13 protein-coding genes are annotated in these 15,287 nt (G+C 68.6%); 9 read left to right on the forward strand and 4 right to left on the reverse strand.

The features are described 5' to 3' along the window. Positions 1-13: 13 nt before the first annotated feature. The 9 genes from FFI97_RS24445 (at position 14) to FFI97_RS24485 (ending at position 9,607) form a co-directional block, all read left to right on the forward strand. Positions 14-1,324 (forward strand): ABC transporter substrate-binding protein, encoded by a 1,311-nt coding sequence (locus FFI97_RS24445; protein WP_139702204.1) that lies wholly within the window; start codon positions 14-16, stop codon positions 1,322-1,324. Continuing rightward, positions 1,321-2,076, forward strand: a complete 756-nt coding sequence (locus FFI97_RS24450; RefSeq protein WP_139702205.1) for an ABC transporter ATP-binding protein — start codon at positions 1,321-1,323, stop codon at positions 2,074-2,076. Before FFI97_RS24445 ends, FFI97_RS24450 begins: the two co-directional genes overlap by 4 nt. Continuing rightward, positions 2,063-2,761, forward strand: a complete 699-nt coding sequence (locus FFI97_RS24455) for an ABC transporter ATP-binding protein (RefSeq protein ID WP_139702206.1) — start codon at positions 2,063-2,065, stop codon at positions 2,759-2,761. Before FFI97_RS24450 ends, FFI97_RS24455 begins: the two co-directional genes overlap by 14 nt. A gap of 12 nt (positions 2,762-2,773) precedes the next feature. Further along, entirely contained in the window at positions 2,774-3,640 is an 867-nt protein-coding gene (locus tag FFI97_RS24460) for a branched-chain amino acid ABC transporter permease (protein ID WP_062477701.1), read from the forward strand. Positions 3,641-3,650: 10 nt separating this feature from the next. Further along, entirely contained in the window at positions 3,651-4,685 is a 1,035-nt protein-coding gene (locus FFI97_RS24465; protein WP_139702207.1) for a branched-chain amino acid ABC transporter permease, read from the forward strand. Further along, positions 4,682-5,794, forward strand: coding sequence for a class II histone deacetylase (locus FFI97_RS24470; protein WP_139702208.1), 1,113 nt, complete (start codon positions 4,682-4,684; stop codon positions 5,792-5,794). Before FFI97_RS24465 ends, FFI97_RS24470 begins: the two co-directional genes overlap by 4 nt. Positions 5,795-5,866: 72 nt before the next feature. Beyond that, positions 5,867-6,487: a CHAP domain-containing protein gene (locus tag FFI97_RS24475; protein ID WP_139702209.1), complete on the forward strand. Its 621-nt coding sequence runs from the start codon at positions 5,867-5,869 to the stop codon at positions 6,485-6,487. A 20-nt stretch (positions 6,488-6,507) separates the two neighbouring features. Beyond that, positions 6,508-7,275: a class II glutamine amidotransferase gene (locus FFI97_RS24480; RefSeq protein WP_062477710.1), complete on the forward strand. Its 768-nt coding sequence runs from the start codon at positions 6,508-6,510 to the stop codon at positions 7,273-7,275. Positions 7,276-7,390: 115 nt separating this feature from the next. Further along, entirely contained in the window at positions 7,391-9,607 is a 2,217-nt protein-coding gene (locus tag FFI97_RS24485) for a TonB-dependent receptor (RefSeq protein ID WP_139702210.1), read from the forward strand. Here the strand turns inward: FFI97_RS24485 and gshB are convergent, their stop codons facing one another. The 4 genes from gshB to gshA form a co-directional block, all read right to left on the reverse strand. Further along, positions 9,608-10,561: a glutathione synthase gene (gshB, locus tag FFI97_RS24490; RefSeq protein ID WP_095743317.1), complete on the reverse strand. Its 954-nt coding sequence runs from the start codon at positions 10,559-10,561 to the stop codon at positions 9,608-9,610. After that, complete coding sequence (locus FFI97_RS24495; RefSeq protein WP_139702211.1) at positions 10,561-11,844, reverse strand: benzoate/H(+) symporter BenE family transporter; 1,284 nt, start codon at positions 11,842-11,844, stop codon at positions 10,561-10,563. Before FFI97_RS24495 ends, gshB begins: the two co-directional genes overlap by 1 nt. Before the next feature lie 41 nt (positions 11,845-11,885). Then, entirely contained in the window at positions 11,886-13,754 is a 1,869-nt protein-coding gene (locus FFI97_RS24500) for a potassium transporter Kup (protein ID WP_062477721.1), read from the reverse strand. Between the two features lie 156 nt (positions 13,755-13,910). Further along, positions 13,911-15,227, reverse strand: coding sequence for a glutamate--cysteine ligase (gene gshA / locus FFI97_RS24505; protein WP_062477724.1), 1,317 nt, complete (start codon positions 15,225-15,227; stop codon positions 13,911-13,913). Positions 15,228-15,287: the final 60 nt, after the last annotated feature.

Below are 15,287 nucleotides of genomic sequence, written 5' to 3' on the forward strand. Positions count from 1 at the left end.
AAGGAGAACCTCCATGTCCGCCGACCTTTTCCCCGCAGCCTCCGGCGCCCTCACGCGCCGCCAACTCGTCATCGGCGGCGGCGCGGCCGCGCTGGCCGGCGTGCCCGCGCTGGCGCATGCGCAATCGAAGACCATCAAGATCGGCTACCTCACCACGCTGTCGGGCGTTCGCGCCAACTTCGGCGAGGCCGACCCCTGGAGCCTGGAGCGCGTGCGCGCCACGCTGAAGGACGGCCTGACCATCGGCGGCACGACCTACAAGGTGGAGATCGCGGTGCGCGACACGCAGTCCGACGCCAACCGCGGCGCCACCATGTCCAGCGAGCTGCTGCTGCGCGAGAAGGTCGACCTGCTGCTGGTGCAGGACAGCGACGCCGCGCTGGCCGCGGGCCAGCTGTGCGACGTCAACGGCGTGCCGATGGTCTCGACCATGGGCCCGTGGCAGGCCATCACCTTCGGTCGCGGCTCCACGCCGCAAAAAGGTTTTCCGTTCTCCTTCCATTTCTTCTGGGGCGCCGACGACGTGCTGAAGAACTTCTTCGGCATGTGGGAGCCGCTGAAGGTGGAGCGCACGCTGGGCACGCTGTACATCGACAACGGCCCGGGCCACGCCTTCGCCGATCCGGCCACGGGCATCCCGGGCGGCGCGAAGCAGCGCGGCTACAAGGAGACCAACGGCGGCTTCTTCAAGATCGCGACCGACGACTTCAGCAACCAGGTCTCCAGCTTCAAGGCGGCGCGCGCGAACATCGTCTCGGGCTTTGCCTACGCCAACCACTTCGCCACCTTCTGGAAGCAGGCGCAGCAGGCGGGCTACCGGCCCGAGGTGGTGACGATGGCGGCGTCGTTCCTGTTCCCGAGCGCGGTGGAGTCGCTGGGCGCGGCGGGCAACGGCATGTCGACCGAGGTCTGGTGGACGCCCAACTTCCCGTTCAAGTCCTCGCTCACGGGCCAGAGCGCCAAGGCGCTGGCGGCCGACTGGGAGGCCACCACCGGCAAGCAATGGACGCAGCCCATCGGCTACGGCCACGCGCTGTTCGAGGTCGGCATCGCCGCGCTGAAGAACGCCTCCAACCCGAAGGACAAGAAGGCCGTGCGCGACGCGCTGGCCAACCTGCAGCTCGATTCAGTGGTGGGGCGCATCGACTTCAAGGGCAGCCCGATCAAGAGCGTGGCCGTCACGCCGATGGTGGCGGGCCAGTGGCGCAAGACCAAGGCGGGCAGCAAGTTCCCGTACGAACTGGTCATCACGCACAACAGCACGGCCAAGCAGATTCCGGTGGAAGACGAGCTCAAGCTGCTGTCGCAGCTGAAAGCTGCATGAGCGATTGCCTCGTCATCGACGGCCTGTGCAAGCGCTACGGCGAGATCGTCGTGGCCGACCAGGTGGCGCTCTCGCTCGCACGCGGCGAGTGCCTGGGCGTGGTCGGGCCGAACGGCGCGGGCAAGAGCTCGCTGTTCAACCTGATCACCGGCGTGGCCGTGCCCGATGCCGGCAGCATCCGGCTCGAAGGCCGCGAGCTGGTCGGGCTGCGCGCCGATGCGCGGGCGCGGCTGGGCGTGGCGCGCGCCTTCCAGATCCCGCAGCCCTTCGCGCACCTGAGTGCGTACGAGAACGCACTGGCCGCCGCCACCTTCGCCGCGCGGCTGCCGCGCGCGCAGGCCGCGCGCCAGGCCTGGGCCATGCTGGAGCGCACCGGGCTGGCCGACCGCGCCGACGTGCCGGCCGGCCGCCTGCCGCTGCTGGACCGCAAGCGACTCGAACTGGCCAAGGGCCTGGCGGCGCGGCCGCACCTGCTGCTGCTCGACGAGATCGCCGGCGGCCTCACCGAGGCCGAGGTGCAGGTGCTGGTGGCGCTGGTGCTCGAGCTGAAGCAGGACGTGGCGATGATCTGGATCGAGCACATCGCGCAGGCGCTGATGGCCGTGGCCGATCGCATCATGGTGCTGAACTTCGGCCGCAAGCTGCTGGAAGACACACCCGCCGCCGCCATGGCCAGCCGCGAGGTGCGTGAGGTCTACATGGGCGTGGGCGACGAAGACACCTTGCAGGAGAGCACCCATGCCGCTGCTTGAAGTGCGCGACCTGTGCAGCCACTACGGCGACCTGCAGGCGCTGTTCGACCTGTCGCTCGACGTGGCGGAAGGCGAAGCCACCGCGCTCATCGGCGCCAACGGCGCGGGCAAGTCGACGCTGATCCGCGCCATTGCCGGGCTGGGCTCACGCAGCCGTGGCGGCATCCGCTTCGACGGCCAGGCCATCGAGGCCGAGCCGGCCGAGCGCATCGCGCGCCGTGGCATCGCGCTGGTGCCCGAGGGGCGGATGCTGTTCCCCTCGCTCACCGTGGAAGAGAACCTGCGCATGGGCGCGCTGTGCGGGCGCACGGGCCACTGGACGCTGCCCACCGTGTACGCGCTGTTCCCGATCCTGCAGGAGTTCCGCCACCGGCCGGCCACGCAGCTGTCGGGCGGGCAGCAGCAGATGGTGAGCATCGGCCGCGCGCTCATGGCCAACCCGCGCCTGATGCTGTGCGACGAAATCTCGCTGGGCCTGGCGCCCGTGGTCATCGAGCAGATCTACCGCGCCTTCGGCGACATCCGCGCGCAGGGCACGGCGCTTTTGGTGGTGGAGCAGGACGTGACGCGTGCCTGCCGCATCGCGCAGCGCGTGTACTGCCTGCTCAAGGGCCGCGTCACGCTGGCGGGCCGCGCGAGCGACTTCAGCGCCGCGCAGATCGCCAACGCCTACTTCGGACACTGAACACATCTCCCCATGGCCTGGCTCGAAACCCTCATCAACGGCGTGCTGCTCGGCGGCCTCTATGCGCTCTTCGGCCTCGGGCTGGCGCTGGTCTTCGGCGTGATGCGCATGGTCAACCTCGCGCACGGCGAGTTCGTGGTGCTCGCGGCGTACTTCGCGGTCTTCCTGGCCACGCAGTTCCCCGGCGTGTCGCCGCTGTTCTTCATCGCGCCGGTGGCGCTGGCGGCCTTCGGCATGGGCTACCTGCTGCAGCGGCTGCTGCTGAACCGCGCGGTGGCCACCGACGATCCGCTCACGCCGGTGCTGGTCACCTTCGGCATCGCGGTGGTGCTGCGTAACCTGATGGTCGAGCTGTTCGGCGCCGACCCGCGCGCGCTGGACGGCGGCGCGCTGGCCACGGCGGGCTTCGAGATCGGCGGGCTGCGCATCGGCTGGTACCCGGTGCTGGTGCTGGTGCTCGCGGTGCTGGCCTTCGGCGCGCTGCAGTGGCTGCTGCAGCACTCGCGCTTCGGGCTCGTGGTGCGCGCCACCTCGGACCACCGCGAGATCGTGCGCACGATGGGCGTGCGCCCGCGCCATGTGTATGCGGTGGTGATGGGGCTGTCGCTGGCCTTCGCGTCGGTGGCGGGGCTGCTGCTGGCGCTGCGCACCTCGTTCACGCCCTTCTCGGGCGTGGAGCGGCTGCTGGGCGCGTTCGAGGTCGTGATCATCGGCGGCCTGGGCTCGTTCCGCTGGGCGCTGGTCGGCGGCATCGCGCTGGGCGTGGCGCAGCTCGTGGGCCAGCGGCTCGATTCCAACGCGGGCGCGCTGTACGCCCACCTGCTGTTCTTCGCGGTCCTGATGGTGCGCCCCAACGGCATCGCTGGCGCACGTACCTGAGATGACTTCGATGCGTCCTCCGTCTCTTGTCCCCTGGCTCGGCTTCGCCGCCGCGGCCCTTGCCATCGCCTTCGCGCCCACCGTGGCCGACGGCGGCCTGCTGCGCCTGCTCAGCGAGGTGCTGATCACGCTGGCCATGGCCCAGATGTGGAACCTGCTGGCCGGCTACACCGGGCTGGTATCGATGGGCCACCAGGCCTTTGCCGGCATCGGCGCCTACCTGCTGTTCGTGGCCTCCGACCGGCTGGGCATCTCGCCCTACTGGATGGTGCCGGTGGCGGGCCTGGGCGGCGCGCTGCTGGCCGCCGTGGTGGCGCCGCTGATGTTCCGCCTGCGCGATGCCTACTTCTCGATCGGCATGTGGGTGCTGGCCGAGATCGTGCGGCTGCTGGTCGCCAAGTTCCCGCTGTTCGGCGGCGAGTCGGGCGTGCCGCTGCAGGCGGTGCGGCTGGTGGAGGCCGAGACCTTCCAGCAGAACGCGTTCTGGATCTCGGGCGCCATCGGCCTGGCAGCAGTGGCCGGCGTGTACCTGCTGATGCGCTCGCCCTTCGGCCTGGGGCTGATGGCGGTGCGCGACAACGAACTGGCCGCCACCAGCATCGGCGTGAATGTGTGGCGCAACCGCTTCATCGCCTTCGTGCTGTCGGGGCTGGGCTTCGGGCTGGCCGGCGGGGCGCACTTCATGGGCACGATGTTCGTCTCGCCCGACTCGGCCTTCGACATCAACTGGGTGGTGACGGCGATGTTCATCGTGATCATCGGGGGCATCGGCACCATCGAGGGGCCGCTGATCGGCACCGTCATCTACTTCGGGCTGCGCGAGCTGTTCAACACCTGGTTCGCGATGTCGGGCGGCTGGTACCTGATCGCGATGGGCTGCATCGCCATCGCTGTCATGCTGCTGGCACCGCGCGGCCTGTGGGGGCTGGCGCGCGAACGCTGGGGCTGGCGCGGCCTGAGCGTGCAGCGCCATCCGCCGCCGCGCGACGAGACGGCCCTTTCTTCTTCTCCCCTTCCTCCCTCCACGCAAGGACGCACCGCATGAAGACCACCGCCTTCTTTCACGACGAACGCACCTTCTGGCATGTGCCCGGCGGGCTGCATGCCCTGTTCCTGCCGGTGGGCGGCTGGGTGCAGCCCATGGCCGGCAGCGGCATGGCCGAGTCGCCCGATTCCAAGCGGCGCATCAAGTCGCTGATGGACGTGTCGGGCCTGAGCGCGCAGCTGGACGTGCTGAGCGCGCCGATGGCCAGCGAAGAAGACCTGCAGCGCGTGCACCCCGCGGGTTACCTGCAGAAGTTCAAGGCCGCCAGCGACGCCGGCGGCGGCGACCTGGGCGAGGTCGCGCCCTTCGGCCCGGGCAGCTACGAGATCGCGAAACTCTCGACCGGCCTGGCCATTGCCGCGATGGACAGCGTGCTGCAGGGCCGCCACCGCAACGCTTTTGCGCTCACGCGTCCGCCGGGCCACCACTGCCTGCGCGAGCACAGCATGGGTTTCTGCCTGTTCAACAACATCGCGGTGGCCATCGAGACCATGAAGGCGCGCCACGGCCTGGGCCGCGTGGCCGTGATCGACTGGGACGTGCACCACGGCAACGGCACGCAGGAGATCTTCTACGACCGCCCCGACGTGCTCACGCTGTCGCTGCACCAGGAGAACTGCTTCCCGCCCGGCTACAGCGGCGCCGAAGACCGGGGCACGGGCGCGGGGCTGGGCTTCAACGTCAACATTCCGCTGCAGCCCGGCGGCGGGCACGCGGCCTACATGCACGCCTTCGAGCGCATCGTGACGCCGGTGATCGACCGCTACCGACCCGAGCTGATCGTGGTGGCGAGCGGGCTGGACGCCAACGGCGTCGATCCGCTGGCGCGCATGCAGCTGCACCCCGAGTCGTTCCGCCAGATGATGCGGCAGGTCAACGCGCTGGCCGCGAAGCACTGCAACGGGCGCGTGGTGGTGGTGCACGAAGGCGGCTACTCGGAAGCCTGCGTGCCCTTCTGCGGACTGGCGGTGGTGGAAGAACTGTCGGGCCACCGCACCGAGGTGGAAGACCCGTTCAGCGACTTCTTCGGGCTGCAGCAACCGTCAGCGCGCTTCGATGCGTTCCAGCGTGAATTGATTGGCGAGATGGCTGCGTTGCACGGGCTCTGAGGCGAGACGGGTCTTTCCATGGACTAAGCTCGTCGCTGCCGGCCCGTGGCCGCGCGTCCTGCTTCACCGTCCATGCCCCGTTTCATCAACCGCTGCACCGTCGTCGTTCTCTCTGCCCTCGTCCTCGTCGCCCTGCTCGGCCTGTGGGGCGCGAGCCGCTTCAACGTCAACCCGGCGCACGCGCCCGGCGAGGTGATCGACCAGTTCGAGGGCGTGCCGGTGTACTTCAACGGCGCCATCAACCACGTCGACGGCCGCAGCGTGGCGCCCGACGGCTACAACATCGGCCTGCGCTGGCAGTGCGTGGAGTTCGTCAAGCGCTACTACTACGAGCGGCACCAGCACCGCATGCCCGAGGCGCGCGGCCACGCCAAGGCCTTCTTCGACGCGGCCGTGGCCGATGGCGCGCTGAACACGGCACGCAACCTGGTGCAGCACCGCAACGGCGGCGCGGTGGCGCCCGCCGTGGGCGACATCGTCGTGTTCGCGCCGTGGCTCTTCAATCCCTACGGCCACGTGGCGATCGTGTCGCGCGTGGACGCCGACGCGGTCGAGATCGTGCAGCAGAACCCCGGGCCCTTCGGCACCTCGCGCGAGCGCCTGCCGCTGGTACTCGCTGAAGGCCGCACGCAGCTGGGCACCGCGCGCGTGCTCGGGTGGCTGCGGCTGCCCGCCTCCTCCTCCAAACCCTGAATCGCGGTCTAATCACAGCCATGTGCCAATTGCTAGGGATGAACTGCAACACGCCGACCGACGTGACCTTCAGCTTCACGGGGTTCGCGCAGCGCGGTGGCCGCACCGACCACCATGCCGACGGCTGGGGCATCGCGTTCTTCGAGGACCGCGGGCTGCGCCACTTCGTGGACCACCAGCCGGCCTGCGAGTCGCCGGTGGCCGAGCTGATCCGGCGCTACCCGATTCAGAGCCGCAACGTCATCGCGCACATCCGCAAGGCGACGCAGGGCGAGGTCAACCTGCAGAACTGCCACCCCTTCGTGCGCGAGCTGTGGGGCCGCTACTGGGTGTTCGCCCACAACGGCGACCTGAAGGACTTCCGCCCGCGCCTGCACGGCAACTTCCACCCGGTGGGCAACACCGACAGCGAGCACGCCTTCTGCTGGATCATGCAGGAGCTGGCCAAGTCGCACGCGGGCGTGCCCAGCGTCGAGGAGCTCACGCTCACGCTGCGCGAACTGGCGCCGCAGCTGGCGGCGCACGGCACCTTCAACTTCATGCTGTCCAACGGGCAGGCGCTGTGGGCGCATGCCTCCACCAACCTCTGGTACGTGGAGCGCCGCCACCCCTTCGTGACGGCGCAGCTGTCGGACGAAGACCTGGAGATCGACTTCGCCCAGCACACCACGCCCACCGACCGCGTGGCCGTGGTGGTGACGGCGCCGCTCACCACCAACGAGACCTGGACGCCCTTCGCCTCGGGCGAGTTGCATGTGTTCGTGGACGGCCAACGGATGCCACGCTGAGGCCTGACATTCAGTCTTTTGGCTGACACTTTTTTGCAACAGCGCAAGAAAGTATCGATGAGTGAGTGCAAACAATGAACAATAACTGTTCTCATTTGCATCCAATCGATCGTTCATGCCCGCTCCCCGTTTCTTTCTCCGCCCGACCGTGGCCGCCTCGCTGCTGGCCCTTCACGCCCTGACGGCCCTGGCGCAGACACCACCCGCCGAACCGGCGGCCCCCGCCAGCGGCACGCTGAGCACCGTCACCGTCGAAGCCAGCGCCGACGCCTCGGCCGAAGGCCTGACCAAGCCCTTCGCGGGCGGGCAGGTGGCGCGCGGCGGGCGGGTGGGCATCCTGGGCAACCAGGACATGATGGATTCGCCCTTCTCCAGCACCAGCTACACGCACGAGCTGATCCAGAACCAGCAGGCCAGAAGCGTGGCCGACGTGCTGCAGAACGACCCGTCGGTGCGCGTGGCGCGCGGCTTCGGCAACTTCCAGGAGTCGTACTTCATCCGCGGCTTCGTGGTGAATTCGGACGACATTGCCTACAACGGCCTGTACGGCCTGCTGCCGCGCCAGTACATCTCGTCGGAGCTGTTCGAGCGCGTCGAGGTGCTGCGCGGCGCGAGCGCCTTCCTGAACGGCGCCACGCCCACGGGCGGCGGCATCGGCGGCAACATCAACCTGCTGCCCAAGCGCGCGCCGAACGACCCGCTCACGCAGGTCACGCTCGGCACGGCCAGCGGCTCGCAGAGCTATGTGTCGACCGACGTCGCGCGCCGCTTCGGGCCCGACCAGAGCCTGGGCGTGCGCCTGAACGCGGCCCACCGCGACGGCGGCACCGGCGTGAACGCCGAGCAGGTGAAGCTCGACGTGGCCTCGGTCGGCTTCGACTGGCGCAGCCGCAATGCGCGCATCTCGGCGGACCTCGGCCACCAGGAACACCGGCTCTCGCGCACGCGCCCGAACGTGACGCTCGGCGCCGGCGTGACGCGCGTGCCGTCCGCGCCCGACAACCAGCTCAACTACGCGCAGCCCTGGACCTACTCCAACGAGCGCGACACCTTCGGCTCGCTGCGCGGCGAGTACGACATCACCGACAACGTCACGGCCTGGATCGCCGGCGGCGCGCGCAAGAGCCACGAGGGCAATGCGCTCGCCGGCCTCACGCTCACGAACAACCTCGGCATGGGCAACATGTCGCGCTTCGAGAACCAGCGCCAGGACAGCACCCGCACGGCCGAAGCCGGCGTGCGCGGCAAGTTCGCGACCGGCCCGGTGAACCACACGGTGGTGGCCTCGTACTCCTACTACCAGCTCAAGGAGAAGAACGCCTACAAGTGGGACTTCTTCAACCCCCTGAAGACCAACCTGTATGCGCCCGTCGGCTACCCGATCCCGGCCTACACGGCGAGCGCGTTCCGCGGCAACGACATGGACAACCCCGCGCTGCTGACCCAGACGCGCCTGAGCAGCCTGGCGATCGGCGACACGCTGTCGTTCCTGGACGACCGCGCGCAGCTCACGCTCGGCGTGCGGCGCCAGAAGCTGGAGAGCACCGACTTCGCCTACGACACCGGCAAGCCCACCGCGTACGAGAAGAGCCGCACCAGCCCGATGGCCGGCTTCGTGTTCAAGCTGCAGCCGCAGGTGTCGCTGTACGCGAACTACATCGAGGGCCTGAGCAAGGGCGACACCGCGCCCACGGTGTCGACCGGCGGCGCCGTGCGCAACGCGGGCACGCAGCTGTCGCCCTATGTGTCCAAGCAGAAGGAGATCGGCATCAAGTTCGACGGCGGCCGCATCGGCGGCGGCCTGGCCTTCTTCACCACCGACAAGCCGCGCGCCCTCGTCAACAGCGCCGGCTACTACGTGGCCGAAGGCCGCGACCGCCACCAGGGCCTGGAGCTGACCGCGTTCGGCGAAGCGGCCAAGGGCGTGCGCCTGATGGGCGGCATCACCTTCCTGGACGCCAAGCAGCGTGCCACGGGCGACGCCACGACCGACGGCCGCCGCGTCATCGGCATCGCGAAGACACAGGGCACCCTGGGCGTGGAATGGGACGTGCCGGGCGTGCGCGGCCTGTCGCTGGACGGCCGCGTGGTGGCCACGGGCCCGAGCTACGCCGACGCCGCCAACACGCTGCGCGTGCCGGGCTGGACGCGCTTCGACGTCGGCGCGCGCTACCTCACCGAGGTGGCCGGCAAGCTGGTGACGCTGCGCGCGCGCATCGACAACCTGACCAACCGCAACTACTGGGCCTCGGTGGGCGGCTACCCGAACAACGGCTACCTGGTGCTCGGCGCGCCGCGCACCTTCACGCTGTCGGCGTCGGTCGACTTCTGATCAGGCCGAAGCCAGGTGCGCCTCGAGCGCATCGATGAACATCTTCGGCACGTCGAAGCCGGTCTGTTCGGTGATCTCCTGAAAGCAGGTCGGGCTGGTCACGTTGATCTCGGTGACCGAGTCGCCGATCACGTCGAGCCCGATCAAGAGCAGCCCGCGCGGCGCCAGCACCTTGCCGATGGCTTCGGCGATCTCGCGGTTGCGCGCCGTGAGCGGCTGGGCCACGCCCTTGCCGCCAGCCGCGAGGTTGCCGCGCACCTCGGTGCCCTGCGGAATGCGCGCCAGCACGAAGGGCGCCGGCTCGCCCGCGATGATCAGGATGCGCTTGTCGCCCTGCGTCACCTCGGGCACGAAGCGCTGCACCATGATGGTTTCGGCGCCGTCCTTGTTGAGTGTCTCGACGATGGAGCCGAGGTTGAGCGCGTCCTGCTTCACGCGGAAGATGCCCATGCCGCCCATGCCGTCGAGCGGCTTGAGGATGATGTCGCCGTGCTCGGCATGGAAGTCGCGCACGGCCTGCGCGCTGCGCGTGACCAGCGTGGGCGTGACGAACTGCGGAAACTCCATGATCGCGAGCTTCTCGGGGTGGTCGCGCAGCGCGCGCGGCGAGTTGACCACCTTCGCGCCCTCGCGCTCGGCCTGCTGCAGCAGGTGCGTCGAGTAGATGTACTCGGCGTCGAAGGGCGGGTCCTTGCGCATCAGCACGGCGTCGAAGTCCTTCAGCGCCTTCGACTCGACGATGTCGACGCGGTACCAGTCCTTCGGGTCACCCGTCAGCGTGATCTGCTGCACCACGGCCGAGACGCGTCCGCCGGAGGTCCACTGGATGTCCTGCGGCAGGCAGGCCGCGATGCGGTGGCCGCGGCGCTGGGCCTCGCGCATCATCGAGAAGGTCGTGTCCTTGTAGATCTTGAAGTGATCGAGCGGGTCGGCGACGAAGAGGATGTTTTTCATCAGGCGTTCTTTCCGGCGCCGGGAGCGGCGGCTGTGGAGGGGGTTTCTGGCGGCATGTTGCCGGAAGCGGCGATGTCCTTGCCGGCGGGGGCTTTTTCAACGGGCACCTGCACCCGTGCGCGGCCGACCTGCTGCACCGCCAGCGCCACCGCGCCGGCCACCACGCCCCAGAAGGCGGAGCCGATGCCGGCCAGCGTCACGCCCGAGAGCGTGACCAGGAAGGTGATGAGCGCGGCCTCGCGGTGCGCCTCGTCGCGCACCGCCGCCGCCAGCCCGCCGCCGATGGTGCCCAGCAGCGCCAGCCCGGCGATGGCCGCGACCAGCTCTTTCGGGAACGCTGTGAGCAGGCCAGTGACGGCCGCGCCGAACAGGCCGATCACCACGTAGATGGCGCCGCAGCTCACGGCCGCCGTGTAGCGTCGCGCCGGGTCTTCGTGCGCCTCGCGGCCCATGCACATGGCGGCCGTGATCGCGCTGAGGTTGAGCGCAAAGGCCCCGAAGGGCGCGAGCACCAGCGTGGCAAGGCCGCTGATGGTGATGAGCTTGCTGACCGGCAGATCGCTGTAGCCACTGGCGCGGATCGCCGCCACACCGGGCAGGTTCTGCGAGGCCATGGTCACGACGAACAGCGGCAGCGCCAGGCTCACGATGGCTTGCCAGGTGAACACCGGCACCGTGAACACCGGCCAGGTGAGCGAGAAGTGCACAGCCGACCACGCCAGCTCGCCGCGCGCGGCCGTGAAGGCGATGGCCACCAGCAGCGTGAGCGGCACCGCATAGCGCGGCAGCAGGCGCTTGCCCAGGAGGTAGGTGGCGAGCATCAGCAGCACCAGCGGCAGCGCGGTCTGCGCCGCCGTGAAGGCCGAGATGCCGAAGCGCGCGAGCACGCCGGCCAGCAGCGCCGAGGCGATGGCCATCGGGATCTTGTTCATCACGCGCTCGAACCAGCCCGTGGCACCCGCGAGCACGATCAGCACCGCGCAGACGATGAAGGCGCCCACCGCCTCGCCCATGCCGTAGCCCGCGCCGGCCACGGCCAGCACGGCCGCACCGGGGGTGCTCCAGGCAATCATGACGGGCTTGCGCCACCACAGCGAGGGCAGCGCCGAGGCCAGTCCCATGCCGATGCCCAGCGCCCACATCCACGAGGCCGCCATCTCGGGCGTGGCGCCGAAGGCCTGGGCGGCCTGGAACACGATGGCCACCGAACTCGTGAAACCCACGAGCACGGCGACGAAGCCCGCGGTGAAGGCCGAAAGGCTCAGGTCCTTGAAGAATCGCATGCCGCGATTCTGCCGGGGCGCGCGGCCTGGCGCTGCGCGCCTCAGATCTCGATCTTCGAACCCAGCTCGACGACCGCGTTGTTGGGCAGCCCAAGGAAGGCCGCCGCACCGCTCGCGTTGTGGTGCATCTGCGCGAAGAGCTTCTCGCGCCACGGCGCCATGCCGCTGCCCAGCGTGGGGATCACGACGTCGCGCGAGAGGAAGTAGCTGGTCGTCATCGGCTCGAGCTGGCAGCCGCGCATGCGTGCGTTGTCGAGCGCGCGCGGCAGGTCGATGTCGTTCTTGAAGCCGTAGTGCACGATCACCTGCCAGCAGTGGTTGCCCAGCGCCTCGATCTCGATGCGCTTGTCCATCGGGATCCAGGGCACCTCGTGGTTGCGCACGGTGACGAACATGTTCTGCTCGTGCAGCACCTTGTTGTGCTTGAGGTTGTGCAGCAGCGCGTTGGGCACCACGCCCGGTTCGGCCGTGAGGAACACGGCCGTGCCGTCCACGCGCGCGGGCGGGCTCATGAACACCGAGCCGAGGAACGACTTCAGGTCGATCGCGTCGGCATGCTGCGCCTCGCCCATGAGGCGGCGGCCTTCCTTCCAGGTGACCATCAGCGTGAACACGGCGCCGCCGATCAGGAGCGGGAACCAGCCGCCTTCGAACAGCTTGAGCAGGTTCGAGGCGAAGAACAGGAAGTCGACCACGAAGAAGATCGCGGTCGAGGCGATGCACAGCGCCAGCGGCAGCTTCCACGCGTAGCGGATCACGAAGAAGGTGAGGATCGTGGTGATCAGCATGTCAGTGGTCACGGCAATGCCGTAGGCCGCGGCCAGGCTGCTCGAGGTGCGGAACATCACGACCGCCATCACGATGGCCACGAACAGGCCCCAGTTGACCAGCGGAATGTAGATCTGCCCCGCCGTGCGCACGCTGGTGTGCTCGATGTTCAGGCGCGGCAGGTAGCCCAGCTGGATCACCTGGCGCGTGACGCTGAAGGCGCCGGTGATGAGCGCCTGCGAGGCGATCACCGTCGAGAGCGTGGCCAACAGCACCAGCGGAATCAGCGCCCATTCAGGCGCCATCATGAAGAACGGGTTCTTCACGGCCTCGGGGTTCTCCAGGAGCAGCGCGCCCTGGCCCAGGTAGTTGAGCGTGAGCGCCGGCATGACGACCGAGAACCACGCGATGCGGATCGGCTTCTTGCCGAAGTGGCCCAGGTCGGCGTACAGCGCCTCGGCGCCGGTCACGCACAGCACCATGGCGCCCAGCAGGATGAAGCTGGTGCCCGGGTTGTCCCAGATGAACTTCAGCGCGTACCAGGGGCTCAGCGCCTTGATGATCTCGGGGTGGTGCGCGATCTGCCACACGCCCAGCACGGCGATGGCCGCGAACCAGGCCAGCGTGACGGGGCCGAAGAACTTGCCGATGCCCGCCGTGCCGCGCTTTTGCACCGCGAACAGGCAGAACAGCACGACCAGCGTGATCGGGATCACGTAGTGCTTGAAGTGCGGCGACACCACCTCCAGGCCCTCGACCGCCGACAGCACCGAGATGGCCGGCGTGATCACACCGTCGCCATAGAACAGCGAGGTGCCGAAGATGCCGACGATCAAGAGCAGCTGGCGCAGCCTGGGCTTGTCGGCCACGGCCTGGGAGGCCAGCGCGAGCATCGCGACCAGGCCACCCTCGCCTTCGTTGTCGGCGCGCAGCACGAGCACGACGTACTTGATCGAGACGATGACCGTGAGGGTCCAGAAGAACATCGACAGGATGCCGTAGACGTTCTCCACGGTGAACGGCACATGGCCGTGACCGAAGACTTCCTTGACCGCATAGAGAACGCTGGTGCCGATGTCGCCATAGACGACGCCGATGGCGCCGACGATGAGGCCGGCAGAGATGTTTTTGGGGGCTGACACGGGGGTCGATGGGAAAAGGTTGGCTCGCAATGATCGACGCGTCAGTCACGCCGGGGTGCCGCGGCCGCGCCGCGCATCCCTCCGCCCTTTTGGTTCCGTTGCTGTGGGGCCGCTATTTTGCCGTTGCCCGCCGACGCCGCAACCCGCCCCCGCCGCTCATTCGTAGATTTCGGCGTCCGGGTCGGTCGCTTCCATCTCGTAACTGGCCGCGACCATGGCCAGGCGGCCCACCACGCCATACATGTAAAAACGGTTGGGGGCGCTGGCGCCGGGCTTGGCGCCCGGCTGCGGCAGCTGCGCGCTTTCCGAGAAGGCCAGCGGCACGTAGCTGGCGCCCGGCTGCTTGAGGTTCTCGTCGGCGGCGCGCTCGGCGTGCACGCGGTAGAAGCCGCCCACCACGTAGCGGTCCATCATGTAGACGACCGGCTCGGCCACGCCGTTGTGCACGCGCTCGTTGGTCAGCACGCCTTCCTGCACGATCAGCTCGGTGGGCTCGCGCAGGTCGCGCCCGGCGCTGGTCTTGGCGGGCGACGAGGTGGCGGTGCGCGACTTGCCGATCAGCGCCTCGACCTCCTTGGCGTCGCGCACGGTCACGACGCCGGGGCTGCCGCTGCCGCTGTGGCCGCCCTTGACGACCACGAAGGGCTTCTCGTTGATGCCGTATTCCTTGTACTTGCGGCGCACCTTGGTGAGCACCGCGTCGACATGGCTGGTGAGCACGTCGATGCCGCGGCCCTCGGCCACGTCGACGCCTTCGGCGCGCGCGTAGATCGGGTTGATCAGCCAGGGGTCGATGCCCAGCAGCTTGCCGAAGCGCTTGCACAGCTCTTCGTAGCTGTGCAGGTGGTTGCTCTTGCGGCGCACCGACCAGCCCGCGTGCAGCGGCGGCAGCAGGTACTGCTCGTGCAGGTCTTCGAGGATGCCGGGCGTTCCTGCAGAAAGCTCGTTGTTGAGCAAGATTGTGCAGGGATCGAAGTTCTTCAGGCCCAGGCGGCGCTTGGAACGCACCACCGGTTCGAGCGTCACGGTCTCGCCGTTGGGCAGCTCGATCTTCTTGGGCGACTTGATGGCCGGATCGATCGAGCCGATGCGCACATTGAGGCCCGCCATGTGGAAGATGCGCACCAGTTGCGCGACGTTGGCGAGATAAAAGGTGTTTTTCGAGTGGTTTTCAGGAATGACGAGCAGGTTGCGCGCCTCCGGACAGATCTTCTCGATGGCCGCCTGCGCGGCCTGCACCGCCAGCGGCAGCATTTCCTTGGTGAGGTTGTTCCAGCCACCCGGGAACAGGTTGGTGTCGACCGGAGCCAGCTTGAAGCCCGCGTTGCGGATATCGACGGCGCTGTAGAACGGCGGCGTGTGCTCCATCCACTCGAGGCGGAACCAGCGCTCGATGGCGGGCATCGAGTCGAGCACCCGCTGCTCCAGTTCGTTGATCGGGCCGGTCAGGGCAGTGACGAGATGCGGAACCATGCAGCGGCCTTGTTGGTTTTGTGCTTAAAGGTGGAGTGGAATTGTAGGATTTGGGGATGG

The organism is Variovorax sp. KBS0712, from assembly GCF_006323185.2.
Taxonomy (GTDB): Bacteria; Pseudomonadota; Gammaproteobacteria; order Burkholderiales; family Burkholderiaceae_C; genus Variovorax; species Variovorax boronicumulans.

Excerpts from the sequence above, each read along its gene's own strand:
- gshB (WP_095743317.1), bottom strand. The coding sequence starts at position 10,561 with ATGAAAAACATCCTCTTCGTCGCCGACCCGCTCGATCACTTCAAGATC.
- FFI97_RS24465 (WP_139702207.1), top strand. The coding sequence starts at position 3,651 with ATGCGTCCTCCGTCTCTTGTCCCCTGGCTCGGCTTCGCCGCCGCGGCC.
- FFI97_RS24450 (WP_139702205.1), top strand. The coding sequence starts at position 1,321 with ATGAGCGATTGCCTCGTCATCGACGGCCTGTGCAAGCGCTACGGCGAG.
- FFI97_RS24460 (WP_062477701.1), top strand. The coding sequence starts at position 2,774 with ATGGCCTGGCTCGAAACCCTCATCAACGGCGTGCTGCTCGGCGGCCTC.
- FFI97_RS24485 (WP_139702210.1), top strand. The coding sequence starts at position 7,391 with ATGCCCGCTCCCCGTTTCTTTCTCCGCCCGACCGTGGCCGCCTCGCTG.
- FFI97_RS24475 (WP_139702209.1), top strand. The coding sequence starts at position 5,867 with ATGCCCCGTTTCATCAACCGCTGCACCGTCGTCGTTCTCTCTGCCCTC.
- FFI97_RS24470 (WP_139702208.1), top strand. The coding sequence starts at position 4,682 with ATGAAGACCACCGCCTTCTTTCACGACGAACGCACCTTCTGGCATGTG.
- FFI97_RS24480 (WP_062477710.1), top strand. The coding sequence starts at position 6,508 with ATGTGCCAATTGCTAGGGATGAACTGCAACACGCCGACCGACGTGACC.
- gshA (WP_062477724.1), bottom strand. The coding sequence starts at position 15,227 with ATGGTTCCGCATCTCGTCACTGCCCTGACCGGCCCGATCAACGAACTG.
- FFI97_RS24495 (WP_139702211.1), bottom strand. The coding sequence starts at position 11,844 with ATGCGATTCTTCAAGGACCTGAGCCTTTCGGCCTTCACCGCGGGCTTC.
- FFI97_RS24455 (WP_139702206.1), top strand. The coding sequence starts at position 2,063 with ATGCCGCTGCTTGAAGTGCGCGACCTGTGCAGCCACTACGGCGACCTG.
- FFI97_RS24445 (WP_139702204.1), top strand. The coding sequence starts at position 14 with ATGTCCGCCGACCTTTTCCCCGCAGCCTCCGGCGCCCTCACGCGCCGC.